At 40.1% G+C, this 24393-nt stretch carries 25 protein-coding genes; 14 read left to right on the forward strand and 11 right to left on the reverse strand.

Annotated features, from left to right (window positions below; translation table 11 throughout):
* Positions 1–486 (forward strand): YadA C-terminal domain-containing protein (locus HSP_RS11090; RefSeq protein WP_010129386.1); only part of this gene is annotated, 486 nt, incomplete at its 5' end.
* A gap of 107 nt (positions 487–593) precedes the next feature.
* Positions 594–2813: a YccS family putative transporter gene (gene yccS / locus HSP_RS0105900; protein WP_010129387.1), complete on the forward strand. Its 2220-nt coding sequence runs from the start codon at positions 594–596 to the stop codon at positions 2811–2813.
* 12 nt (positions 2814–2825) lie between these two features.
* Here yccS and HSP_RS0105905 read toward each other — a convergent pair whose 3' ends face one another.
* The 4 genes from HSP_RS0105905 to HSP_RS0105920 form a co-directional block, all read right to left on the reverse strand.
* Entirely contained in the window at positions 2826–3845 is a 1020-nt protein-coding gene (locus tag HSP_RS0105905; protein WP_007523907.1) for a LacI family DNA-binding transcriptional regulator, read from the reverse strand.
* A 77-nt stretch (positions 3846–3922) separates the two neighbouring features.
* Complete coding sequence (locus HSP_RS0105910; RefSeq protein ID WP_010129388.1) at positions 3923–5338, reverse strand: glycoside hydrolase family 32 protein; 1416 nt, start codon at positions 5336–5338, stop codon at positions 3923–3925.
* 73 nt (positions 5339–5411) lie between these two features.
* Positions 5412–6335 (reverse strand): aminoimidazole riboside kinase, encoded by a 924-nt coding sequence (locus HSP_RS0105915; RefSeq protein ID WP_007523753.1) that lies wholly within the window; start codon positions 6333–6335, stop codon positions 5412–5414.
* 127 nt (positions 6336–6462) lie between these two features.
* A complete protein-coding gene (locus HSP_RS0105920; RefSeq protein WP_007523789.1) occupies positions 6463–7122 on the reverse strand; it encodes a trimeric intracellular cation channel family protein in 660 nt (219 codons plus the stop codon).
* 190 nt (positions 7123–7312) lie between these two features.
* Here HSP_RS0105920 and HSP_RS0105925 point away from each other — a divergent pair, with 190 nt between their 5' ends.
* A complete protein-coding gene (locus tag HSP_RS0105925; protein WP_010129389.1) occupies positions 7313–8353 on the forward strand; it encodes an extracellular solute-binding protein in 1041 nt (346 codons plus the stop codon).
* A 132-nt stretch (positions 8354–8485) separates the two neighbouring features.
* On the forward strand, positions 8486–9052 hold the full coding sequence (locus HSP_RS0105930; RefSeq protein WP_010129391.1) for an acetate uptake transporter: 567 nt from the start codon (positions 8486–8488) through the stop codon (positions 9050–9052).
* Positions 9053–9108: 56 nt separating this feature from the next.
* On the opposite strand, the gene HSP_RS0105935 is transcribed toward HSP_RS0105930, so the two are convergent.
* The gene (locus HSP_RS0105935) at positions 9109–9417 is read right to left on the reverse strand and encodes a toxin-antitoxin system YwqK family antitoxin (protein ID WP_010129392.1); all 309 of its coding nucleotides are present in this window, start codon (positions 9415–9417) and stop codon (positions 9109–9111) included.
* Positions 9418–9849: 432 nt separating this feature from the next.
* Between HSP_RS0105935 and HSP_RS0105940 the strand changes: the two genes are divergently transcribed.
* From HSP_RS0105940 to dtd, 8 genes are all read left to right on the forward strand, one after another.
* Positions 9850–11481 (forward strand): ABC transporter substrate-binding protein, encoded by a 1632-nt coding sequence (locus tag HSP_RS0105940; RefSeq protein ID WP_010129393.1) that lies wholly within the window; start codon positions 9850–9852, stop codon positions 11479–11481.
* Between the two features lie 260 nt (positions 11482–11741).
* Positions 11742–14216, forward strand: coding sequence for a poly-beta-1,6 N-acetyl-D-glucosamine export porin PgaA (gene pgaA, locus HSP_RS0105945; protein ID WP_010129394.1), 2475 nt, complete (start codon positions 11742–11744; stop codon positions 14214–14216).
* Between the two features lie 18 nt (positions 14217–14234).
* Positions 14235–15956: a poly-beta-1,6-N-acetyl-D-glucosamine N-deacetylase PgaB gene (gene pgaB / locus HSP_RS0105950; RefSeq protein WP_007523731.1), complete on the forward strand. Its 1722-nt coding sequence runs from the start codon at positions 14235–14237 to the stop codon at positions 15954–15956.
* Between the two features lie 2 nt (positions 15957–15958).
* Complete coding sequence (pgaC, locus tag HSP_RS0105955; RefSeq protein ID WP_007523662.1) at positions 15959–17209, forward strand: poly-beta-1,6-N-acetyl-D-glucosamine synthase; 1251 nt, start codon at positions 15959–15961, stop codon at positions 17207–17209.
* Positions 17210–17247: 38 nt separating this feature from the next.
* The gene (locus HSP_RS0105960) at positions 17248–17532 is read left to right on the forward strand and encodes a hypothetical protein (protein WP_007523674.1); all 285 of its coding nucleotides are present in this window, start codon (positions 17248–17250) and stop codon (positions 17530–17532) included.
* A gap of 117 nt (positions 17533–17649) precedes the next feature.
* A complete protein-coding gene (locus HSP_RS0105965; protein WP_007523804.1) occupies positions 17650–18327 on the forward strand; it encodes a 7-cyano-7-deazaguanine/7-aminomethyl-7-deazaguanine transporter in 678 nt (225 codons plus the stop codon).
* A gap of 6 nt (positions 18328–18333) precedes the next feature.
* Positions 18334–19185, forward strand: coding sequence for a virulence factor BrkB family protein (locus HSP_RS0105970; RefSeq protein WP_007523745.1), 852 nt, complete (start codon positions 18334–18336; stop codon positions 19183–19185).
* Positions 19160–19597, forward strand: a complete 438-nt coding sequence (dtd, locus tag HSP_RS0105975; protein ID WP_007523904.1) for a D-aminoacyl-tRNA deacylase — start codon at positions 19160–19162, stop codon at positions 19595–19597. The genes HSP_RS0105970 and dtd overlap by 26 nt, the downstream gene beginning before the upstream one ends.
* Before the next feature lie 38 nt (positions 19598–19635).
* On the opposite strand, the gene ypfJ is transcribed toward dtd, so the two are convergent.
* The 3 genes from ypfJ to HSP_RS0105990 are packed head-to-tail and all read right to left on the reverse strand — an operon-like array spanning position 19636 to position 21337.
* Positions 19636–20463 (reverse strand): KPN_02809 family neutral zinc metallopeptidase, encoded by an 828-nt coding sequence (gene ypfJ / locus HSP_RS0105980; RefSeq protein WP_007523733.1) that lies wholly within the window; start codon positions 20461–20463, stop codon positions 19636–19638.
* Between the two features lie 29 nt (positions 20464–20492).
* On the reverse strand, positions 20493–20930 hold the full coding sequence (gene rimI, locus HSP_RS0105985) for a ribosomal protein S18-alanine N-acetyltransferase (RefSeq protein WP_007523737.1): 438 nt from the start codon (positions 20928–20930) through the stop codon (positions 20493–20495).
* Entirely contained in the window at positions 20927–21337 is a 411-nt protein-coding gene (locus tag HSP_RS0105990) for a DNA polymerase III subunit psi (protein WP_007523913.1), read from the reverse strand. The genes rimI and HSP_RS0105990 overlap by 4 nt, the downstream gene beginning before the upstream one ends.
* 82 nt (positions 21338–21419) lie before the next feature.
* Here HSP_RS0105990 and rsmC point away from each other — a divergent pair, with 82 nt between their 5' ends.
* Positions 21420–22409, forward strand: a complete 990-nt coding sequence (gene rsmC / locus HSP_RS0105995; RefSeq protein ID WP_007523656.1) for a 16S rRNA (guanine(1207)-N(2))-methyltransferase RsmC — start codon at positions 21420–21422, stop codon at positions 22407–22409.
* Here the strand turns inward: rsmC and yidD are convergent.
* From yidD to rpmH, 3 genes are read right to left on the reverse strand one after another with little or no spacing between them, the layout of a single operon-like run.
* A complete protein-coding gene (gene yidD, locus HSP_RS10935) occupies positions 22406–22735 on the reverse strand; it encodes a membrane protein insertion efficiency factor YidD (RefSeq protein ID WP_039791846.1) in 330 nt (109 codons plus the stop codon). The two genes, rsmC and yidD, sit on opposite strands and share 4 nt — an antisense overlap.
* On the reverse strand, positions 22678–23058 hold the full coding sequence (rnpA, locus tag HSP_RS0106005) for a ribonuclease P protein component (protein ID WP_371475854.1): 381 nt from the start codon (positions 23056–23058) through the stop codon (positions 22678–22680). Before rnpA ends, yidD begins: the two co-directional genes overlap by 58 nt.
* Positions 23059–23088: 30 nt before the next feature.
* Positions 23089–23223: a 50S ribosomal protein L34 gene (gene rpmH / locus HSP_RS0106010; RefSeq protein WP_005599701.1), complete on the reverse strand. Its 135-nt coding sequence runs from the start codon at positions 23221–23223 to the stop codon at positions 23089–23091.
* A 202-nt stretch (positions 23224–23425) separates the two neighbouring features.
* On the opposite strand from rpmH, the gene hemH reads away from it, so the two are divergent.
* The gene (hemH, locus tag HSP_RS0106015) at positions 23426–24385 is read left to right on the forward strand and encodes a ferrochelatase (protein WP_007523749.1); all 960 of its coding nucleotides are present in this window, start codon (positions 23426–23428) and stop codon (positions 24383–24385) included.
* Positions 24386–24393 lie beyond the last annotated feature (8 nt).

Consider the following 24393-nt stretch of genomic DNA (forward strand, 5'->3'; position numbering starts at 1 on the left):
GGCAATATCGCGAACAACACTGCAAATATCACTAAAAATGCAGGCAACATCGCGAACAACACTGCAAACATCACCCAAAATGCAGGCAACATCGCGAACAACACTGCAAACATCACCAAAAATGCAGACAATATCGCGAATAATACGCAGCTAATTAACCAAAACACGCAAAATATTGCTAATAACAAAAATGCAATTAATCAATTGGAACGTCGAGTAAACGATACCGATCGTAAAATCAATCGCGTTGATCGTCGCTCTCGTGCAGGTATTGCTGGTGTTGCGGCAATTGCCTCTGCACCGAATGCGCGTAAAGATGGTAAGAGCATGATTTCTGCAGGTGTAGCACATCACCGTGGTGAAAGCGCTATTGCAATTAAGGCCTCTCGTAACTCTGATAACGGTAAGTGGTCAAGCAACGTAAATGGTGCGAGCGATACTCGCGGACAATTTACAGTGGGTGCTGGTGTCGGTTATGAGTGGTAATCTCTCAGACTAATAACAAGGTTGTTCTTCGGAACAACCTTTTATTTTCCACAAGCGGTCAAATTTGATCTAAAATTTGCAAAAGATGTGCAAACTTGACCGCTTTCATGAATAAACTGCTAAAAAAAATCCAAAGCGACTGGCTTTCAGACGGCATTATCAAAACCTTGCCGATCTTCATTTCCACCAATCTAGTCGCAGTAATTATCTGGACACTTCAGATTTCTCACTATTCCATGCCACTGGTGCTCGGCATTATTGCGGGAGGATTAGTTGATTTAGATAATAGCCTGTCTGGTCGCTTCAAAAACCTCATTTTAACGCTCATTGCTTTTGCGACTTCTTGTTGGGGGGCAACCTTAGCGCTTAGCTATGGCTGGCTGTTTATTCCATTTGCGACCATTTGTGCATTCGGTCTGGTAATGCTTGGGGCATTAGGTCAGCGATACAACACCATTGCTTTTGGTACATTAGCCGTAGCAGTTTATACCTCTCTAACTTATAGCGAAAATAGCTCGTCTATATTAAATATGGCGATGATACTTACCGGTACGCTACTTTATGGTTTAGTGGCAATGTTGGTGCATATCATTTTTCCTAATCGCACAGTACAAGAAAATCTTGCCCGCTCATATGAAGCATTGAGCGCTTATTTACAAGCAAAATCTGCCTATTTCGATCCAGACGATGATGATTTAGCACAAAAACAGATGCTCCTAGCACAAGCGAATACGCAGGTAGTCAACGCATTTGATCAAACTAGACTTTCTCTCTTCTATCGACTACAACGCCATACCCGCCAAAAACGCACGCAGCGAATGTTGCGCTACTATTTCACAGCACAAGATATTTTAGAGCGAGCGAGTTCTAGTCATTATCAATATTACGAGTTATTTAGCGCACTTAATAACAGCGACTTAATGTTCCGTTTCCAACGAGTGTTAGAGCTGGAAGCAGCAGCTTGCTTACATATTGCTTATGCACTACGCCACGGGGAAATTTATCAACATGGCATTCGCGTGGAAAAAGCCTTACAAGGGCTCTTTAACTCGCTAAATTACCATCAAGAACAAGGGCTAAAAAATATCCACCGCTGGTTCTCTATTGCAGAAAACCTCCGTAACATTGAAGGGCAACTTAACCAAATTAAATCGGGTGAAGATGAAGAACAAGCGGTCGAAATTCGCAAAAATTTAACAAAATCCGACCGCTTGGTGGGTGAACCCGTTTCTGGCTTTCGTAATATGATTCGTGCGGTATGGGCACAATGCACACTTTCATCACAGCTCTTTCGCCATGCGGTTCGTATTGCCTTTGTGGTAGGGATATGTGGCAGCCTAGTGCCACTTTTCCAGCTTGATAACAAAGGCTACTGGATTTTACTGACTGCCATTTTTGTCTGCCAACCCAACTACTCCGCCACCAAAAAACGCCTTATTCAGCGGGTTGTCGGCACAATTTTAGGCGTATTGTTCGGAATGTTAGTGCGAGAATATTACATTACTTCCACACTTGAAGCGAAACTGGGACTAATTGTCATTAGTGGCAGCCTTTATACCTTCTTTCGTTTCCGAAATTATGGTTTCTCCACTTGCTATATTACGATTTTAGTCTTAGTTAGCTTAGATATTACAGGCATTGGTGCGGATGAAGGCATTTTACCTCGTGTGTTAGATACCTTAGTTGGCACGGCGATTGCGTGGTTTGCGGTTTCATTTATCTATCCAGACTGGAAATACTTAAATCTGCACGAGAACTTGAAAAATACCCTAAAAGCCAGCGGGCATTATTTGCGTCATATTATGGCGCAACTGCAATTTGGCTATAACGATAATCTTCCATATCGCATTGCAAGACGAGATGTGCAAAATTATATTTCAGCCCTCAGTGGCGCAATTTCCAATATGCATAGCGAGCCGAAAAAATATCAAGATGCGCTCAGTTTCGCCCCAACATTATTAGGGGTGACTTATACGCTATTAAGTTATATTTCAGCATTAGGCGCCTATCGAATAGCGCAAGCATCGCTAGATCGCCAATTAGATTTCTCAGCCTTGTTTTATACTCAAGGAAGAGAAGTTGCTAATTGGATTGAACGCATTGCAGAAGGAAAAACAACCTCTGCCAAAATGGACGATCAACTGGCCATGATTGCACAAGAATTGAACCACTTTGAGCAAACACATCAACAAAAAAGTGATGCATCCGCATTGGTATTGATTCAGCAATTGCGTTTAATCGTGGAATTACTCCCGCAACTGCAAACGTTAGTAGCAAAAGAAAAACTCTATCATCAACAAGAAGAGATAGAAAATAAGGCGGACTAATCGCCGCCTTATTTAATGTCGCCAAATAATTTCACAGGCGATTTTCTGATTTTTAACTTTATGCCCTTGTAAGCGTGCTTGAATCATTTCAAAGGCTTGATGGGCAATTTCTTCATGTAGCTGTTTAATAGAATGAACCTTAAACGGCAGTGCATTGAGCATATGATGATCATCAAAGGTTGCCAAGACTAATTCGCCGTTAAGCACTTTATTTGTGTAGTGATGCTCCGTTAAATAACGCAGTACTCCTTCCATTAACGTATAAGCGCCCGTAAACACCGCTTGTGGCAAACGCCCTAACTGCTCCACCGTTTCTTTCATCATTTCATAGCCGGAATCCGATTGGTAATCTTTATGTAAAATCCAACCGCTTGTCGGCGTAAGTTTTGCTTGCTCCAACCCTTCATAAAAGCCTTCCAAGCGTGAAGCGCTTGGTGAAAGCGAAAGCTGCCCGCCGAAATAATAAAATTCATTCAGCTCATAAGCACGCACAATATTTTCTACTAATTGAGCAATGTAAGGCGTGTCGTCACTTGCCAAGGATGGAATCGTTAACGTTGGAATATGACGGTCAATTTGCACAATCGGCGTATGTTTAATCACTTTTTTATAATAGCTGGCATCTTGATGTGTTGGTGCAGTCACAATCAGATCAACCTGTCTATCCAATAATCGCTCGATCACCATTTTTTCTTGTTGCGGATCATCATCTGAACAAGCAATCAGCAAGTATAATCCTTGCTGGCGACACAGTTTTTCTAACGTTTTTGCGGTTAATGCAAAACCATAGTTGGTTAAATCTGGTACTACCAAGCCAATTACATTGGTGCGCTGTGCTTGAAGCGCTTTGGCATAAGCATTCGCGCGATAGCCATGTTTTTCCACAACTTGGCGGACTTTTTCTTGTGTTTCTGGGCTAATCCGAAAACGGTCGCTTTTCCCGTTTAGCACCATGCTGACAGTCGTTTTCGATAATCCTGTTAGCTGTGCAATATCATTGAGTGTTAAACGTTTTTTTACTGGGGCATCCATAGTTATCCGTAATATGGGTGTCTGAAAAATCGATTGCTGATGCCATCAACTGGCATCAGCACTCCATCGTATTTGAATTAAATATCCAATAAGTGAATTGGCATCACTTGGGCAATTTTCGCAGTCATTGGACGCGAAGCTGTGACGCTATTTTTGCGCTGGCGAATAAAGAAGCGAGAAGTCATCACTTTTTCGCCACCATTAAGAAAAATTTCCACCACAGAGCGGTCGAAGTAAATATCAATTCGTTCTAATTTCTCCACTTCACAATGGCGCACGCTATCAAATTTTAACATCCAATCTGTTTGTTCGGTTTGGCTACGGTCAAGAGTTACTTTACCGTTAGCATAACTGAGCTGTAGTTGCCCAAAGAAAGTCAGATCAAGCGGTTGATTTTCAACTTGGATTTGCAAATAGCTAGTATCTAAATTTGCAATTTCTCCTGATAATTCGACCGCTTGTAAGGTGGAAGTTTTCACGATTGGGCGTTGCTTAATCGCACCATTTTCCACGGAGATTTGGCGTGGCATGGTTAACATAGAGTGCCATTTGAATTCATCTGTCGGGTAAGTTAAATCTGGCAATCCCACCCAACCAAACAGAATTCGGTCAGAATTTTGCACCGTTTGTGGCGCATAAAAATCAAAGCCGTAATCTAATTCTTCAATGCTTTCCGCCACCAATACATTATCGGTTAATTTGCCTAAAGCATAAGTGGCATGGTAATTATTTTGGAAACGATTCGCTTCACGTAATTTCCCTTGCGGTGACCAAACAAAGCAATCTTTCCCGCCAAGCTGGAAGAGATCAGGACACTCCCACATAAATACATGCTCGTTATTAAAATCTTGCACCAACAACTCACCGATTAAGCGCGGTGTATCTTGCAAATTATCCATTTCATAGACTAAGCAAGTTCCCGTTAAATTCTCACGCTGCGCCCCTAATACAAAACGAATTTTGCCTTCTTTCGTCACATATGGTTTAGGATCGCGCACATGTTCTGTGTAACCTTCTGGGGCTTTGTCAATAATACAGCGTTTTTCTAGCAATTTGCCTGATTTATCAAAAATCGCAATATTTTGATGTGGAATGCGCGCATTATCGCTTGGTCGGCGCGTGTTGCCAGTATAAAACGCAACAATTTGATCTTCCCATAAAATCGCCCCACCAGAATAGCAGCCATGCGATTCAAATAATTCATCAGGAATGAGCAAATCCCCACGATCAAAGGTTTGAAAATCTTTGGTTATAAAATGCGCCCAGTGTTTCATTCCATGTATTGCATCATAAGGGAACCACTGCGCAAAAATATGATATTTCTCACCATCAAAGATTAACCCATTTGGATCGTTAAATAGCCCTGTTTTAGGTGCTAAATGGTAAGTGGGGTAAAAATCTTGGTCAGATAAAACCGTTTGACGAACTGCTTCTAATTCGCCTTCTGTTTGAGCGTGCAAATTTTTGTATTTGCCTTGATTGAAAATATGCATGAGGTGGCATCCTGAAAGAGCCCTCTCGCGACAAATTCACGAGAGGGAGAAATGAAGGAAAAATGTGTCAAAATTAGTTTGCTAAAAATGCATCTAATTGTGCTTTATTCGGCAAGGCAGCCATCGCCCCTTTAGCAGTAGTTGCAAGGGCACCCGAGGCATTCGCCTTGCGAATAACACTAACCAATGCGTCTTCATTTTTCCAGTCGCTGACTTCAGAAAGCCCAGCTAGTAAACCACTGACAAACGCATCACCTGCTCCGGTTGTATCAACAGGTTGTAGCGCCTTGCCTGCAACTAATTGACTCTTACCGTTGAAATAATAAACCGCACCATCTTTACCTAAAGTCACAATAATCAATTTTTCTGGATATTGCGAGGTAATAACATGCGTTGCTTCTTCTAAAGTGGTGGTATTCGTTAATAAAGTGAGCTCTTCTTCAGAAAATTTTAAAATATCTGCCATGGCAACAACTTGATTTACAACCGTTTTCATCTCTTCTAAAGAAGGCCAAAGCGAATCGCGTAAATTGGGATCAAAGGAGAAGAAACCACCCGCTCCTTTAATTCGACGAATGGCTTCAATCGTTGTTGAACGAGATGGCTCATGAATCAAGGCAATTGAACAACAATGTAAGAAATCTCCCGCTTGAAATGGCGGTAAATCCCCAACTTCTAAAAATTGGTCAGCACTTGGATTCACCATAAAGGTAAAGCTACGCTCACCGTTGTCTAATCCAACAATCACGGTTGAAGTGCGGTGATTAGGGTCTAAAATCATATGCTCAGTAGAAACATTCTCAGCATTGAGCGTTTCTTGCATAAACTTACCAAGCGGGTCAAATCCAACTCGGCCGATAAAGCCTGCGTCACGACCCAATCTTGCCACACCAACTGCCACATTGGCTGGTGCACCACCTGCGCATTTTAAATAATGATTTTCACCATCGGGAATTAAATCCACGACCGCATCACCTGTTACCCAAATTTTGCTCATAACTCGTTCTCTTTTGAAGTAAAAACAATAAAAACATCTTAGCTAAAACGATTTAGCTTTGCAAATTAAATGGAAAATTTGACCGCTTGTTTACACAGTTTTGTGATCTAGCTCTCATTTTTTATGTTTATTTTTTACGTTTAGAGAGTTTATCAACTAAATCCCCTTTGCCTAAATACTGTGCTTCATCAAATTCAAATACTGGCAAACCTAACTTAAAGCGAATCGCTAATAAACGAATGCTAAAACCTAATAATAACGTTAAAAGCACCACAATATTTTGCGACCAACCTAGTGATTGTAATCCCACATAAATGCATGAAGAGAGAAAAGAAACACTGGCATAAAGTTCTTTACGAAAAACCAAAGGGATGCGGTTACAGAGCAGATCACGCAACACGCCACCAAAAGCGCCCGTAATCACAGCGGCTACGCTGGCAATCAGTAAGCCATAGCCCATATCTAACGCAACTTGCGCACCAATAATCGAAAAGACAATTAACCCCAGCGCATCAAGCACTAAGAAGATCGTACGAAAATAACCTAAAAACGGCGCAATAAACATGGTAAAGACTGCTGCACCCGCCACAATCATTAAATATTCTGGATGTGCCACCCAACCTAGCGGATAATGCCCTAGCAATACATCACGCACTGAACCGCCGCCAATGGCAGTAACCGAAGCTATAATAATCACACCAAACATATCCATTTTTTCCCGCCCTGCGGCTAAGGCGCCAGTAATGGCTTCTGCTGTAATCCCGATAATATAAAGTACAAATAACATAGGTAAAATATCCTTAAAAAAGCACCGCTTGCACTATGATAAGCGAGAAAAAGATGAACGCCAAACCTTTCGTAAAGAAAAAGAATCCTGCCTTTTCCTCTAGCCAAAAGCGTCAAAAATCGTTATAATTGCGCACTTTTTGGGCAGGACAACCTGCGTGTTTTTTTATCTCTAACAGAGGCGCAAAAAATTGAAACAGATTTTGGCTAAAATTGCCCTTGTGGGCATGGCATTCTCAGCAGTGGTCGCTCAGGCGGCTGAAAAGCTGTATGTTTATAACTGGACAGAATATGTTCCTTCTTCGTTATTAGAACAGTTTACTAAAGAAACCGGCATTGAAGTGATTTACTCTACTTTTGAGAGTAATGAAGAGATGTATTCTAAACTCAAACTCTCTAACTCAAAAGGTTACGATATTGTTTTTCCATCTAGCTACTATGTTGGCAAAATGATGAAAGAAGGTATGCTAAGTGAATTAGATAAATCAAAATTAACTAATTTAAAAAATGTTTCGCCTGATTTAATGGGAAAACCATTCGATCCAGAAAATAAATATTCACTTCCTTATGTTTACGGTTTAACCGGTATTGGCGTGAATGCAACAGATATCGATCCAAGTACGATTTCTAGCTGGGGCGATTTATGGCGTGATGAATACAAAGGCAAATTATTGCTCATGAACGATCCGCGTGAAGTATTCCACATTGCATTATTGCTAGACGGTAAATCACCAAATAGCGAAAACGAAGCGGAAATTAAAGCGGCTTATGAGCGCTTACAAAAAATCGTTCCGAACGTGCTCGTATTTAACTCTGATTCGCCAGAAATGCCTTATTTACAAGGTGAAGTCTCTGTGGGTATGCAATGGTCTGGCTCGGCACATCGTGCGAAAAGCGAAAACCCAGATTTAAAATTTATTTTCCCGAAAGAAGGTGCAGTACTTTGGATGGATAACTATGTCATTCCAAAAGGTGCGGAAAATAAAGAAGCAGCACATAAATTTATTGATTTCTTATTACGCCCTGAAAGTGCAAAAGAAGTGATTGAAACCATGGGCTTCTCAATGCCTAACGAAGGTGTAAAAGCATTACTTTCTCCAGAATTAGCCAATGATCCACTTATTTTCCCACCATCGGAAGAAATCAATAAAGGGATCTTACAATCAGATGTTGGTACAGCGGTAGAAATCTACGAGAAATACTGGAATCTGCTAAAAACCGGCGGAAAATAACCGCTTGTATGCTGGCTATTATATAGCTTAGATGACGATTTTACTGGCATAAGTCATTGTGCCGTTTTTCTTAATATTGGTTCTAATGTGAATTGGAGCCAATATTTTTTATTCGACATATAGAGGTCTTTCATGTCAAATCATCAATCTTTAACAGCAAATCCAGCGCCATTAGGTTTATGTGGTTTTGCTTTAACAACTTGGCTTTTAAGCTTAATCAACAATGGCACCTTTGGTGGTGAAAATGTTGGTCTAGTATTAGCAATGGGCTTAGCTTTTGGTGGCTTAGCACAAATGCTTGCAGGACTTTTTGAATTCTCAAAAGGCAATACTTTCGGTTTCACCGCATTTACTAGCTACGGTGCATTCTGGATTTCATTTGCACTATTTAAAATCTTCTTTACAGAAGGCGTAAGTGCTGCTTTCGTTGGTTGGTACTTAATTGCTTGGGGCACATTTACTTTAATGATGTTTATCGGCACTTTAGCGAAAGCGCGTGCACTACAAGCTATCTTCTTAGCATTAACCATCACCTTCTACTTATTGGCAGCTGGTGACTTTACTCACAATACAACCATCACGAATATTGGTGGTAACTTTGGTTTATTAACTGCCTTATTAGCTTTCTACTTAGCCGCAGCAGATATCATTAACGATAGCTTCGGTCGTGAAGTTTTACCAGTGGGTAACCCAAAATAATTTAATGAAAACAAAGGGCGAATTTATTTAATTCGCCCTTTTATTTATCTGCATTGCTACTTTTTAGTACCTAATCCTTCCGCAATAATATGCCCATTCACATAGTACTTAGTAAAGATAACGTTGCCATCTTTATCAAAATATTTCCACGTTCCTTGCTCTACACCATTTTTTAATTCGCCTTGCGAGATAAGTGTTCCTGATTCATCATAATATTTAGTGGTTTGCACGCCATTTATTTCAACCACCTCCGATTTTATATTACCGTTAGGATGAAAAGTCTGATTATCTATTGTTGAACGAATATGTGCCGTAGCAGAACCAATACAAAAAAGTGCTAAAACAGTAAATAGAGATTTTTTCATAGCTAATTTCCTCATATTAAATAGAGAGTCATCAAAGTAATTTCTGGAAAAAGTATAACCTAACAAAACAAATGTGTAAAGCGGCGCTTTTTACTTTTATGCATTTGGAACATAAAATTTACAAAACAAGCGGTAAAATTCTGTGAAATTTTTACTCATTGACCAAATCCAGATATCTCTCTACTTATGTGATCTGCTTCACAACTTTGACATAAAATAAGATGAAACGCTTGTAATGCTAGAAAATCAGCGTATTTTCTATTTATTTAATATAAATCACTAAGCGGTCGAGTTTTAGTAAAATTTGCAGATTTTTGGCTAAATTTACCCGCTTGTTATATCTTTTAATTATAACAAGAGGCGTTTTGTTCTTTACTCATGAAATAAGAACAGCTAACCTTGCCCCCAATTTTTCCGATTTTAGGAGACAGTATGAAATTAAATCGAATCACTTCTATCGCAGCAGGTTTAGCAGCAGTATTTGCATTAGCCGCTTGTAATGAAGAAAAAACAGAAAATACGAGTGCAAAAAATACCGAAAAAACATTTGTAAACTGTGTAAGTCGTTCCCCACAATTCTTTAGCCCAGCATTAGCAATGGATGGCATCTCTTATAATGCCAGCTCACAACAAGTTTATAACCGCCTAGTAGAATTTAAGCGTGGTTCAACGGAGATTGAACCTGCTTTAGCAGAAAGTTGGGATATTTCTGAAGATGGGTTAACTTATACTTTCCATCTACGCAAAGGGGTAAAATTCCACTCAAATAAAGAATTCACACCAAGCCGTGAGTTTAATGCTGATGATGTGGTGTTCTCATTTAATCGCCAATTAGATCCGAACCATCCTTATCATAATGTATCAAAAGCAACCTATCCGTACTTTAAAGCAATGAAATTCCCAGCATTGTTAAAATCGGTAGAAAAAGTCGATGATCAGACCGTGAAATTCACATTAAACAAACGTGATGCGACTTTCTTATCTAGCCTCGGGATGGATTTCACATCGATTTACTCCGCGGAATATGCGGATGCCATGTTAAAAGCCGGTAAACCTGAAACGATAGATACCACACCAATTGGTACAGGACCATTTGCTTTCACGGGTTATGTATTAGATCAGGCGAGCCGTTATGTTGCCCATAAAGAATATTGGAAAGGAAAAGCGGATTTTGACCGCTTGATTTTTGAAATTGTCCCTGATGCGACCACACGTTATGCCAAATTGCAAGCTGGACAATGTGATCTAATGGACTTCCCTAATGCCACTGACATTGAGAAGATGAAAAAGGATCCAAAAATTCAGCTGTTATCTAACCCTGGTCTGAACATTGCCTACGTTGCTTTCAATAATGAAAAGGCCCCGTTTGATAATGTAAAAGTGCGCCAGGCCTTAAATTTAGCTGTGGATAAAAAAGCCATTATTGACGTGGTTTATCAAGGTGCTGGTGTAGCCGCAAACAGCCCACTACCACCAACAATTTGGGGTTACAATGCAAACTTGCCGCCTTCTGAATACAATATTGAGAAAGCAAAACAATTATTAGCTGAAGCGGGTTATCCAAATGGTTTTGAAACCGAACTTTGGGTACAACCTGTTGTGCGTGCATCTAACCCAAATCCACGCCGTATGTCTGAAATTATTCAAGCAGACTGGGAAAAAATTGGCGTAAAAGCAAAATTAGTGACCTATGAATGGGGTGATTATTTAAAACGTGCGAAAGCAGGCGAACTCACTGCAGGTACTTTTGGTTGGTCTGGCGATAATGGTGACCCAGATAACTTCCTTTCTCCACTATTCGGTGCATCTAATATTGGAAATAGCAACTATGCGCGCTTTAATAGCCCAGAACTAGAAGCGATGTTAGAGAAAGCGCTTGGCCTAACTGATAAAAATGAGCGTGCAAAAATCTATGAGCAAGCGCAAGTTTTATTACGTGAACAAGCGCCATGGATTGATGTTGCCCACTCCATTAACTTTGCGCCAGTAAGTAAACGCGTTCAAGATTATAAACAAAGCCCATTTGGTTATACTTATTTATACGGCACGAAATTAACAGATTAAATAATATTTAATAAATAAAAAGCCACTAAGTTTATTTCAACTTAGTGGCTTTTTTTATGAAAAAAATTTAACTAAAACACTTGTTTTCTATTTGTTCCCCAAATTTACAAAGAATTTTGTAAATTTTGTGAACTTTAAACCAAGTAAATAACTCTATTAACACACATATTATTTTGAAATTTAAGTTTTTTATAGTTTTGTTATCTTTTTAAAGGAAAAAACATCTTTAGTTTTTACAAAATTATCGTGGATATTATTTAATGAAACATTCATCTTTAGCGCTTTCACTCTTGGCTCTGTGTGTTAGTCAAGCCGTCAGCGCCACTATGACTCAAACAGATATAAAACGTGAAGAAATTATTATTTTCTCACGTCAAGGGGAAGCGCAACTTAATCAAGCGATTCCACAACTGCAAAAGTTATATCAGCAAACTCATGACAGCAAAGTTCGTGGCGATTTAATTACATTATTGGTTCGTCAATCTCGCTTTCAAGAGGCAGTAGATGTTTGTGCTTCATGCGCCAATAGTCATTTTTCTGAAAACGAATTAGAAAACCTCGCTAAAGCGTACCGAATGGTAAAAAATCCACAAAAATCATTAGCACTGTATAGTTTACTTGCTCAAAAACAGCCTAATAACCCTAACGGATTATTAGGTAAAGGTTTGGTCGCAACCGAACTGGGCGAATATGCAAAAGCCAAACAAGCACTCAATCAATATCGCACTAAATTTGGTGCTGATGATGCTTTTAAAGAAGCCAATAGCTACCTACTCAACAAAACTGAACCCGATGTAGCAAAACTAGGTCGTTGGCAAGATGAACTAAAAGAAAATCCGAAAAATACACGACTTGCTTTAGATCTCTATCGCCTTTCTGCCAAATTGAGCGTTCGTCCACTACAAGATAAGCTGGTCGCAACCTATCCTGAACTGTTTAGCGAAAAAGATAAACGATGGTTAGCCCATGATGAAATTATTACTTCAATTCGTGGCAACACCAGTTTAAAAAACGCTGAATTAGAACAAGCCTATCAGCAATTAAGCGATTTAATGGCACAAACAGACAGCCAAAATCCGCTTTATATCCAAGCACTTAGTGATCGCTTAGCTGTTGCAAACCGCCTGAATGACACTAAGAAAGTCATGGCAGATTACCGTCATTTAACTGAATTAAATCAGCCTATCCCCGCTTATGTTCAAGAAGCTTATGGCGATACCTTATTGCGTCAGGGCTCCCCTCATCAAGCCTTAGCGGTTTATCAAGAGATGGAAGCAGAAGCCCGTAAAGCCTCTCCAACAAAAGAAGTGAGAAGCGCACTATTGTTTAAATTAGTTGCTGCATCAAGCGATGCTGGACTATTTAAACAAGCGCAGCACTACCAAGATCAAATTAAAGAGCCACCTCAAATTTGGGATTTCACTAAAACAACCCGTTTAGCAAACCCAAATTACGACCGTAGTTTTTACAACCAAGTGAACCTACATAACTGGCGTGGCAATAAAACCCAAGCATTCTCTCTTCTAGAAAATCGTTTAACAAACATCACACCAGGTGAACCGTGGGCAATGTTAGCATATAGCGAATTAGAGGCGTCTCGTCATCGCTATGATGATGCAGTGGAAATGGCAGAAAAAGCCAAATTCTACTTAAAAGAAGAAGAGCAAATTTTTTATCGCAATCAACTTGGCAGTATTGCTTTAGCCCAAGGCAATTACGCTTATGTTAAAAAATTAGTAAACAGTTATAGCGAGAAAGATAAAGAAGATTCAGCCTCATTCTTAAAACAATATCAAGAAGCAAGAAGAGGACGTTTTACTGCCTCACTTGGGATTTCTCATCCAAAAGATGTGCTACCAGCTAAAACGGCAAGCAATGAGCTTACCCAAGAATACTATCTCTCTTCGCCAATGACTGAAGATGGGCATTATGTTTACGCACATCAGTTTGAGGCTAGAGTGCCCACTGACAGCGAAACATTACGTCTGCAACGTTTCGGTTTAGGAGCGCATGCTAATTTCTATCCGTTTAATCTTGGTATGGAATTAGGTTCAGGCACACGCTTAAACAAGAAAAGCTATGCTTCCTTTAACATTGATTATCTACTGAATCAGTACTGGCAATTCAGTGCAGCAGCAAACATTAATAGCCAAAGCACACCGATTAAAGCTATTCGTCAAGGCGTTTATGCAAATGATTATGGTTTTTCGACCGCTTACACCTTCAGCAATCGCTTCCAAGTCGGCGCTGGTATAAACCAAATGAAATTGGATGATGGCAATACACGCAAAATGGCAAATGTTTGGTTGAATGTAGAAACCTATAAGCATGACCGCTGGACACTAAATAATGGTGTTCGTTACGACTTCCAACGTAACCAATTTACGCCTTCTGCTTATTACTACAACCCAGCTAAGACGCAAAGCCTAGAGTTTTCTAGCGACTTAAGCTATTACCAACCGTTCGATTATGGTATCACACTCACCCATCATCTACGTGGAAATGTAGGACGAAATAAACAGTTAGAACAAACCAACGTGACAAACAACTGGTGTAACCAAAACTGGTGTGAAAGAAAAAATAGTGCAACCACATGGGCAGTCAGCTATGGACACGACTGGAAACTGAATAAAAAAATTTCGCTTTCTTATGAAATTGGTCGTAAGAAAAATATGTACGACGGTGTAAGCGAAATGAATAACTACGGAAATGTAAATCTTTCAGTCTCTTTTTAATTTTTTGAGCAATTAAACATGAATTTTAAAATACTCGGTGCAATGTTAACGCTTAGCTTTTCGTTAATGGCAGGAAAAGCTTTCGCACAAGATAACTATAGCGTACTCGCTTATCACTCTGTGGTAGATGAAAGTGCGCCTAAATCACAACAACTCTTTATTTCACAAACTATTCCCGTTCAAAAATTGATTAGCCATTTTAACTGGTTAAAAGATAACGGTTATAACGTGATTAGCTGGCAACAAGTCATTGATGCCGAAAAAGGCAAAGGCACACTACCGCCAAAAGCGGTTGTGCTCTCTTTTGATGATGGCTATGAAACGATGTATAGCGTAGTTTATCCACTACTAAAAGCCTATCAATACCCAGCCGTCTTTGCACCAGTAACCAAATGGATTAACACGCCTGCTGGTGGAAAAATCGATTATGGAAATCAAATGCTGGATCGTGCAACCTTCTTCAGCACTTGGGCACAAATTAGTGAAATGCGTCGCAGCGGGTTAGTTGAGATTGCCTCACATTCTTATGATTCACATCATGGTATTGTTGCAAACCCAACTGGCAGCCAACAACCTGCAATGCTTGCTCCTATTTACCAAAATGGCAAATATGAAAGCGAAGCACAATACAAAGCTCGTGTTAATCAAGATTTACGTCGCTCTGCCAATGATATTGCAAAACAGGCTGGTAAAGCACCAAGCATTATTGTTTGGCCTTACGGTGCGTTTAACAATGTCTCGATTGAACAAGCAAAATCTGCTGGAATGCCTTACTACTTTACGCTTAAAGAAAAAATTAACCGCATTGGTGATGCACATGTTGGTCGTTTCTTAGTCGATGCTGAAACGGAACTTGGTGTGCTTAAAAACTATTTAGAGCGTACTGAAGATCCACATAACACAACTGTTGAGCGCGTGTTACAAATTCGCTTAGACGAAATTGATGACCCAAATCCCGCACAGTTCGAGAAAAATTACAACGCACTCATTAACCGTGTTTACAAATCCGGCGTAACAACTGTTTATCTTTCAGGCTTCTCTGATCCAAATCAAGATGGCGTGATTGATGCAGTTTACTTCCCTAACACCGTATTACCGGTTAAAGCCGATCGTTTCAGCCAAGTTGCTTGGCAGCTACGCAAACGAGCTGGCGTAAATGTGTATGCGTGGATGCCTTCTTCATTAAACAACTTACCACCGCAAGCTCGCACAGAATCAGCAATGGTGAATCTGTTCAAGTCATTAGCTTTATACACAAAATTTGATGGCGTATTTTTTGATGACCACCTCAATCCGAATGATTGGGCAAGTCATGATGCTTCAACAATTCGCCTAACAGAAAATGCAAAAAATGCCATGGCACCTTATTTTTACTGGGGCAACGAAAATATTAAAACTGCACGAAATCTGAATCCACAAGCGGTCGATTTTACACAAACTTTTGCAAATTACCGCCAAGCATACAACATGGTTGTTGTGAATGTAGAAGATAATCCAAAAACCATCATTGAAAGCGTGCAACAACATCAGCTGCCTGCGAATAAAATTATTTTTAATTTTAACAATAAGGAAAACGGACAGCTCATCTCCAGCCGTCAACTAATAGAAAAAACCAAGCAATTAGAAAAAGCTGGCTTAATGAATTTAAGTTACACGTTTAATCATTTTTTAACGGAAGAAAAAACATTAAATGAATTGAAACCTTATATTTCAACGAATAGAGATGTAACAAGGAATTAGTTATGCAACACAATTTGATCATTGAAGCAGTTGGTTTATTTATTTTTGCTTATCCCGCTTTAATGGCATTTTATTGGGCAACGGCTGGCATGGTCTACTTTACCTTTAAAGAGCGCCATATGGTCCCACCGGGCTTTTCTAAAATGAAAGAAGAATTTGTGCCAATGGTTAGTCTCATGGTGCCTTGCTATAACGAAGGCGACAACTTAAATGAATCTATTCCGCACTTATTAAGCTTGAAATATCCAAACTATGAGCTGATTTTTATCAATGATGGAAGTACAGATAACACGGGCGAATTGATTGATTTATGGGCTAAAAAAGATAGCCGCATTGTTGCACTACACCAAACGAACTCAGGAAAAGCAAGTGCACTCAATCATGGTTTAAGTATTGCAAAAGGCAAATATGTGGGCTGTATTGATGGTGATGCCGTGTTGGAATACAAAGCATTGGATTACATGGTGCAATCTCTTGAAGCCAATCAAAACTATGGTGCCGTGACGGGTAATCCACGTGTACGTAACCGCAGTACGGTTTTAGGTATGTTACAGGTTTCTGAATTTAGCTCCATTATCGGTTTAATCAAACGAGCACAATGCTTAATGGGCACCATTTTTACTGTTTCAGGGGTGTGCTGTTTATTCCGTAAAGACGTAATGCATCAAATCGGTGGTTGGAGTACCAACATGATCACAGAAGATATTGACGTGAGTTGGAAAATCCAAACTGCCGGTTTAGATATTTATTACGAACCACGTGCACTCTGTTGGACATTAATGCCAGAAACGATGACCGGTTTATTTAAACAACGCTTACGTTGGGCACAAGGCGGAGCTGAAACAATGCTCAAATACTTCCCGCAAATTTGGCGTTGGAGAAACCGCCGTCTTTGGCCAATGTATGTAGAGTATATCGTTACCGCTATTTGGGCCGTTCTACTCACCATTGCTTCAGCTTGTTGGGTAGCAAGTTTAATGGATTACAACAATTTAAAGAACTTTCTTAATCCATTAGTCATCAAACCAACATTATCGATTTTATTCTTAGCCTTCTTCATGCAGATGTTCTTTAGTATGTATATCGACTCTCGCTATGAAAAAGGGGTTTGGAGATACGCTTTGGTCTGTATTTGGTACCCATGGTGGTACTGGATGCTAAATACCGTCACCCTACTTTGCGGTATTCCAAAAGCGATTTTTAGAAATAGATCTCGCCTAGCAACTTGGACCAGTCCGGATCGCGGCGTTTAAGAAATAATAACAACCTTATAGGGAGGAAATCATTACCAATGAGCAGCATCGAATTACAACAATTAATGGTTATCAACAAACGTAATCAGCTTGGCTGGCAAATTAAACTCAAAAGTTTGCTCCTCGATTTAGCCGCATGGACAGTTTGGGGATATTTGGTTTATTTTATCATCAGCTATTTTGATAAAATTTTCCTTAGCCCAATCGTGGCTAATCTCTACCTTTCAGAAGTGCTTATTTATGCCTTCTATTTCGTATTCAGCCTATTGATTACGGCAATCATCTGGTCTCATATCTCAAGAGATAAGACAAAAGAAGCTTAATCAACAAGCGGTCGGATTTTGCAAAAGATTTGTCAAATCCGACCGCTTTGTGTATTATGCGCCCCTTATTTCTTGCCGAGTTCCCTTACCTCGGTACTTTCACTAAAAAGGATTATTATGCAATTATCTATCGACTTTTCAGATGCAAACAAGCGTCGCGCGCTCGTTTTACTTTCTTTTTTCCATATTTTCATTATTACGCTCAGCAATTATTTAGTGCAAATTGCGTTTGAAGTAAATATTCCTGGAACAGAATGGACAATTCCTACCACTTGGGGAACCTTCACTTTTCCTTTTATCTTTCTTGCAACCGATTTAACGGTTCGGGTTTTTGGTGCATCACTTGCACGGAAGATTATTTTTGCGGTCATGCTACCGGCATTGCTTATCAGCTATGTGATTTCGGTACTCTTTTTTGAGACCCAATTCCAAGGTTTTGCTACATTAGCACAGTTTAATACCTTCGTGTTTCGTATTGCACTAGCTAGCTTTAGTGGCTATGTTGTGGGGCAGTTATTAGATGTCTTTGTGTTTAACCGCTTACGTCAAGGCAAAACATGGTGGTTAGCACCGACTTGCTCAACAATTTTCGGCACACTTATCGATACTTTTGTTTTCTTCGCAGTTGCGTTTTATCAAAGTAGCGATCCTTATATGGCAGAACATTGGTTCACTATCGGTTCGGTTGATTACGCCTTTAAGTTATTTGTGAGCTTACTGCTCTTTTTACCGCTTTATGGTGTGATCCTCAATCTGATTATGCGAAAATTACGACTGAACGAAACTTCCTGTTAAGAAATTATGAAAACTGAATTGATTGCTTTCATTAAATACTTTATTCAGCGTGCCCAAGAAAACCGCCTGCCTATGGCGGCGGGCTATTTAACTTATAGCACAATGCTTGCTTTGGTGCCGTTGATTATGGTGGTTTTTTCAATTATTACCGCTTTTCCTTTTTTTGAACAGGCAACACAATCACTCAAATCACTCATTTATGACAACTTTGCTCCCACTTCCAGTGAAATGGTGGCAGGGTATATCGACCTCTTTGTCAGCAACTCTCGTAAAATGGGGATTATCAGTATTATTGGTTTGGTAGTTGTGGCAGTTATGCTAATTTCAAGCATTGATAATATTCTCAATGAAATGTGGCACGGTGCACGCAAGCGGTCAGTTTTTCTCTCTTTTTTACTATATACCGCTATTTTATTCTTCGCACCGCTAATTGCTGGCGCCAGTATTGCAATCAGCTCCTATGTGATGTCGCTTTCTCTATTTAGCGAAAATGGCGTGCTTTCCTTTGGCGAGTCATTATTAGAATACACACCATTTTTTCTTATTTGGTTGCTGTTTAGCATGGTGTATAAATGGGTGCCAAATACAGAGGTGAAATTCAAATATGCCGCGACTGGCGCATTTTTTGCTGCGATATTTTTTACTTTGGGTAAACAAGTCTTTATTTGGTATATCGCGAGTTTCCCTTCTTACCAAGTCATTTATGGCACATTGGCCACTTTGCCAATTATGTTAGTTTGGATTCATTTAAGCTGGAACGTAGTACTTTTTGGAGCGCAGCTGGCTTCCGTATTGAAAGAACGTGCCAATATGGCAAAAACAGGAGTAAAAGATGATTGCACTGATTCAGCGAGTTAAATGGGCTAAAGTCGAAGTAGAAGGCAGTATCGTAGGACAAATTCCGCAAGGTGGTTTACTTGTTTTATTAGGGGTAGAACAAGGAGATGACCGCGCTAAAGCCGATAAACTGTTAGCGAAAGTCTTGGGCTATCGCATTTTTGCAGATGAACAAGGCAAAATGAATCTGAACGTGCAACAAGCGGGTGGCGGATTGCTGGTTGTTTCGCAATTTACTCTTGCGGCAGACACTCAAAAAGGATTACGTCCGAGCTTTTCAAAAGGCGCAGCCCCAGATGAAGCTGAAGCCCTTTACGAATACTTTCATCAACAAGCTGCAAAACACATTGTGACCGAAACCGGACAATTTGCTGCAGATATGCAAGTCAGCCTCCAAAATGACGGGCCTGTCACCTTTTGGCTACAAGTTTAACGCAATAAAAAAGCTGACCTCAGTCAGCTTTTTTTATTTTATTCAAAAGTATTACATACTGCAGGATTACCGCTCTGTAAGCCTTTTCTAAACCAAGTTAAACGTTGTGCAGAAGTGCCATGCGTAAAACTATCTGGCACTGCATAACCTTGGCTACGTTTTTGCAGGCGATCATCGCCTACCGATTCTGCCGCTTTAAAGGCTTTCTCTTCATCACCAGCCTCAAATAAGCCACTTTTTACCGCTTGATTTGCCCAAATACCAGCAAAACAATCTGCTTGTAATTCTAAGCGCACCGATAACTGATTCGCTTGTTTGCGATCGCCTCTTTGTTGTGCTTGATGTACTTGCGGTAAAATGCCTAATAAATTTTGAACATGATGTCCAACTTCATGCGCAATCACATAGGAAAATGCAGAATCACCGCCTGCACCTAATTGCGTTTTCATCTCATGATAGAAAGAGAGATCCAGATAAACCTTGTGATCGTTCGGACAATAAAATGGCCCCATTGCAGATTGTCCTGTCCCACAAGCGGTCGGTGTACTGCCATTATAAAGCACCATGGTTGGCTCCTGATAAGTTCGCCCCATCTGTTTAAAATAAGCACCCCAAACTTTCTCCGTATCCGCCAATACCACTTTAGAAAGACCTGCAAGCTGCTGTTCCTCTTGGCTATTCGTTTGCTGTGTTACCTGTGGTGAGAAATCATTGCCCACTAACCCAGATAAATCAACGCCATAATAAGCGCCTACCAGTAAAATAATCACACCAAGAATACCCGTGCTTTTACCACTGCGAAAATTCCCGCCACTTCCTCTTCTATCTTCGACATTTTTACTTTCTTCACGCCCTTGCCAACGCATAAGCTTCTCCTATTCTTTTTAAATCACGACTACAAATAAAACGCCATGACTATGGCATCTTCTCGTCCGCCATCTGGCGTTGGGTAATAACGTTTTCGTACTGTTACTTCATTAAAACCTAACGATTGATAAAGCTGTATTGCCACCTGATTTGAGGCTCTAACCTCTAGCCATAAAGTTAATACATCACGACAACGAAGTTGTTCAATCAAGCCACTGAGCAATTGCTTGCCAATGCCTTTTCCCTGTGCTTTAGGATGAACGGCAATGTTAAATAACGTTGCTTCATCCAACACTTGTTGGCAAATAGCAAAAGCTAAAATTTCACCTTGCGCTTGCCATTTTAAATTCAAATATTTATCGCCCTGATTATTGCGTAATGTTCCTTCACTCCATGGCACTAAATGTGCAGCTTGTTCAATCTCAAACAGCTGAGAAAAGTCTTCAGGTAAAACGTTTTCAATCATATTTCATCCAAACAAAAATCGGCAATTTGCTGCCAAAGTTGGCGCTTCGTTTGTGCCTGCTCTAAAGCCTGCCAAGAAGGCGTTTGCCAAGCGGTCTGATTTGCCCATTTTTTTGCAAATTCATCTGCAGTGACTGGCGGAACAATTAGCCAAAACATCGGCGAATGTGTAAAGCTGATACGCTTTGCCTGCTCCGTATCAAACCACTGCGCCGCATTCATCGGCAATTTCAGCGCGCGTAACACATCTTCAAAAAGCGGACTTTGCTGCTGATCTTCATCACACACTACCACTAATTTGGTCTGTTCATTCAGATGAATCTGCGCCTCGCCTTTCAAAACTTGCGGCTTAGTGAGTACCCATTGCGTTATTTGCATTTCTTGCAATAATAAATCTCGCCGATTCATAAGTTTCCTCATAAAAATAGATAGGGAATAGTAGCAAAACTCGGTAAAATGCGGAAATTATTTTAATTAGAAAAGGAACCTTATGTTAACCATTGAAAGCGAAGTACTTGCTCGCCATGAACATTTATTTGACGGTAAGTCCTTGCTATTTTTCGGGCATATTCGAGATAATTTTGCCTCACAATGTAAAAACAGTACAAAAGTGGAAGTCGTAAGTCAATACTTTGACTATGCAAATCAGCATACTAAGGTAGAATTTAGCCTAGAAAACTATCATCAAGCTGATTTAGGTATTTTTTATTGGACAAAAAATAAACAAGAATGCCAATTTCAACTCTATCAATGGCTTTCTCAAGCACCCATTGGGCAAACGCTACTTATCGTTGGAGAAAATCGTGCGGGCGTGCGCTCAGTCGAAAAAATGCTCTCTCCATTCGGTGAAATCGCAAAAATTGATTCTGCTCGTCGCTGTGGACTCTACTATTTCAACTTGCAAACCAACCCTAACTTTGATTGCAAAACTTTTTGGAAATCTTACCGCTTGCAAGCGCTAAATATTTTCGCACTGCCTGCCGTATTCAGTTCAGCAGAATTAGATGGTGGCACACATTTATTACTTTCCACTTTTGAGGCAGAAAAATTGGGCGGAAAAGTATTAGATTTAGGTTGCGGAGCGGGTGTGATTGGGGCGACTTTAAAACAGCAAAATCCCAATATTGATCTGACCCTTAGCGATATTCATGCTATGGCACTTGCCTCGACAACACGTACGCTAGAAGAAAATGCATTAAAGGGAGAAGTCATTGCTAGTGATGTCTTTTCACATATTGATGGGCGTTTTGATTTAATTGTTTCCAATCCCCCATTCCATGATGGGATTGATACCGCCTATCAAGCGGTCGAAAAATTGATTTTAGAAGCCAAACAACATCTTAATCGCGGTGGGGAATTACGCATTGTCGCGAATGCCTTTTTGCCTTATCCGGATTTATTAGATAAAGCCTTTGGCTCACACCAACTGTTAGCCAAATCCAATAAATTTAAGGTTTATTCAGCGAAAAATTATCGTTAATGATCAGGCTTGTTGTGATGTTCACAGCAAGCTTTTTTATTTGCTGGCGGAACAGGATCTTCGCCGCCTTCGCTCCACGGATGGCAACGAGCAATACGTTTTAAGGCTAACCAACCGCCCTTCAATGCGCCGTGTAATTTAATTGCTTCAACAGCATAAGTGGAACAGGTTGGGTAAAAACGACAACGTGGGCCAATGAGTGGACTAATGGCATAACGATAAAAATAGATTGGGAGCAATAATAATTTCGCCCCGAAAGAAGGAGAGGTTACGGGCGTTTTTCGCTCGTTGCAGCTTGTTTGCTTAGACGAATGTGTCTTGCCCATAGTTTTTCCAAAGTTTCAAACAGTGTTTGATTATCTAACTTACCAATGCCACCTTTGGCAACAAAGACAAAGTCAAAATGCGGCAATTCGTGTTGTTTTAAACGGAAAGATTCTCGCACAATACGTTTAATACGATTGCGATCATGTGCTCTTTTAAGATGTTTTTTAGCAACGGTTAAACCGAGACGAGGCAAATTAGCATCATTTTCACGCGCTAAAAGTGTCATTTGAGGGGTGCTGGCACGATGAGGATTTTCAAAGACAGCTTTAAATTGAACGGGAGCTAACAAACGTAGCTCCCGAGAAAAAGTTAGCATCTTCACTATTGTGATTTAGCTTGCTTTAGCTGCAAATTATGCAGATAAAGATTTACGACCTTTAGCACGACGACGCGCTAAAACTTGACGACCGTTTTTAGTAGCCATACGAGCACGGAAACCGTGAGTACGAGCACGTTTTAATACTGAAGGTTGAAATGTACGTTTCATTCTATCTACCTAAAATTTAAATTATTGGCATTTAATGCCAAATAAGAACCATAAAAAGAGGTCGTCATTTTATCGACTAATAAAACAAAAAGCAAGGTAAAAACGCAATCAGTCCTAAATTTGTTTGCAAAAATTTCTAAGAATTCAACCGCTTGCCCCTGTATAATAGGGGAGATTATTTTACTGACCGAGAGAAATTTCTATGACAACCCAAAAAATCGGCCTCCTTATTGCCAATTTAGGCACGCCTGATGAACCTACCACTGATGCGGTAAAACGCTATTTAAAGCAATTTCTAAACGATGCCCGCGTCATTGATTTACCGAAATGGCGTTGGCAGCCGCTTTTAAATACGATCATCCTCCCTCGCCGATCACCAAAAGTCGCCAAGCTTTATCAAGCAATTTGGACAGAAAACGGCTCTCCGCTTTTAGCCATCTCTCGCCAGCAGCAGCAAGCGCTACAAACCTATTTTGATGAAACTGAACAAAATGTAATCGTTGAATTAGGCATGACTTACGGCAATCCAAGTATGGCAAGCGCAACCGATCGTCTTATTCGTGCAGGCGTTAGTAAAATTATTATTCTGCCGCTTTACCCACAATATAGCAGCACAACTACCGCTTCAGTATTTGATGCTTTTGCGAAAGGGCTTCTCCAGCAACGTGGCATCGTGCCGTTTGAATTTATCCATCACTATCACGATGATCCTCTTTATATCCAAGCGTTAGCTGAAACCATTACATTAACCGAAGATGAAAAATTACTTTTCTCATTTCATGGCATTCCAAAACGCTATGAAACCGAAGGCGATTTTTATCCAGATCACTGCCGTGAAACCGCGAAACTTGTGACAGAAGCACTCAATTTACAACCTGAACAATGGCAAATGGCTTTCCAATCTCGCTTTGGTAATGAAGAATGGCTACAACCTTATACTGATATCACTCTTGAGCAATACCCAGCACAAGGAATAAAAAAAGTAGCGGTTATCTGCCCTGGTTTTTCTGCTGATTGCTTAGAAACCTTAGAAGAAATTGCAGAAGAAAATAAAGAGAACTTTATAAATGCGGGTGGCGAAAGTTATCGCTATATTCCAGCGTTGAATGCAAACCCTGCACATATTCATGCTTTGGCAAAATTAGTAGAACGTTATCTATAAACGAGGAT

Origin of the sequence: Haemophilus sputorum CCUG 13788 (genome assembly GCF_000238795.1) — a bacterium.
Lineage (GTDB): Bacteria > Pseudomonadota > Gammaproteobacteria > Enterobacterales > Pasteurellaceae > Haemophilus_A > Haemophilus_A sputorum.

Excerpts from the sequence above, each read along its gene's own strand:
- HSP_RS0105990 (WP_007523913.1), bottom strand. The coding sequence starts at position 21,337 with ATGAATCGGCGAGATTTATTATTGCAAGAAATGCAAATAACGCAATGG.
- pgaA (WP_010129394.1), top strand. The coding sequence starts at position 11,742 with ATGAAACATTCATCTTTAGCGCTTTCACTCTTGGCTCTGTGTGTTAGT.
- HSP_RS0105910 (WP_010129388.1), bottom strand. The coding sequence starts at position 5,338 with ATGCATATTTTCAATCAAGGCAAATACAAAAATTTGCACGCTCAAACA.
- rimI (WP_007523737.1), bottom strand. The coding sequence starts at position 20,930 with ATGATTGAAAACGTTTTACCTGAAGACTTTTCTCAGCTGTTTGAGATT.
- ypfJ (WP_007523733.1), bottom strand. The coding sequence starts at position 20,463 with ATGCGTTGGCAAGGGCGTGAAGAAAGTAAAAATGTCGAAGATAGAAGA.
- HSP_RS0105965 (WP_007523804.1), top strand. The coding sequence starts at position 17,650 with ATGCAATTATCTATCGACTTTTCAGATGCAAACAAGCGTCGCGCGCTC.
- yidD (WP_039791846.1), bottom strand. The coding sequence starts at position 22,735 with ATGGGCAAGACACATTCGTCTAAGCAAACAAGCTGCAACGAGCGAAAA.
- rpmH (WP_005599701.1), bottom strand. The coding sequence starts at position 23,223 with ATGAAACGTACATTTCAACCTTCAGTATTAAAACGTGCTCGTACTCAC.
- HSP_RS0105960 (WP_007523674.1), top strand. The coding sequence starts at position 17,248 with ATGAGCAGCATCGAATTACAACAATTAATGGTTATCAACAAACGTAAT.
- HSP_RS0105915 (WP_007523753.1), bottom strand. The coding sequence starts at position 6,335 with ATGAGCAAAATTTGGGTAACAGGTGATGCGGTCGTGGATTTAATTCCC.
- HSP_RS0105940 (WP_010129393.1), top strand. The coding sequence starts at position 9,850 with ATGAAATTAAATCGAATCACTTCTATCGCAGCAGGTTTAGCAGCAGTA.
- HSP_RS0105920 (WP_007523789.1), bottom strand. The coding sequence starts at position 7,122 with ATGTTATTTGTACTTTATATTATCGGGATTACAGCAGAAGCCATTACT.
- pgaC (WP_007523662.1), top strand. The coding sequence starts at position 15,959 with ATGCAACACAATTTGATCATTGAAGCAGTTGGTTTATTTATTTTTGCT.
- HSP_RS0105930 (WP_010129391.1), top strand. The coding sequence starts at position 8,486 with ATGTCAAATCATCAATCTTTAACAGCAAATCCAGCGCCATTAGGTTTA.
- pgaB (WP_007523731.1), top strand. The coding sequence starts at position 14,235 with ATGAATTTTAAAATACTCGGTGCAATGTTAACGCTTAGCTTTTCGTTA.
- rsmC (WP_007523656.1), top strand. The coding sequence starts at position 21,420 with ATGTTAACCATTGAAAGCGAAGTACTTGCTCGCCATGAACATTTATTT.
- dtd (WP_007523904.1), top strand. The coding sequence starts at position 19,160 with ATGATTGCACTGATTCAGCGAGTTAAATGGGCTAAAGTCGAAGTAGAA.
- HSP_RS0105905 (WP_007523907.1), bottom strand. The coding sequence starts at position 3,845 with ATGGATGCCCCAGTAAAAAAACGTTTAACACTCAATGATATTGCACAG.
- HSP_RS0105935 (WP_010129392.1), bottom strand. The coding sequence starts at position 9,417 with ATGAAAAAATCTCTATTTACTGTTTTAGCACTTTTTTGTATTGGTTCT.
- HSP_RS0105970 (WP_007523745.1), top strand. The coding sequence starts at position 18,334 with ATGAAAACTGAATTGATTGCTTTCATTAAATACTTTATTCAGCGTGCC.
- yccS (WP_010129387.1), top strand. The coding sequence starts at position 594 with ATGAATAAACTGCTAAAAAAAATCCAAAGCGACTGGCTTTCAGACGGC.
- hemH (WP_007523749.1), top strand. The coding sequence starts at position 23,426 with ATGACAACCCAAAAAATCGGCCTCCTTATTGCCAATTTAGGCACGCCT.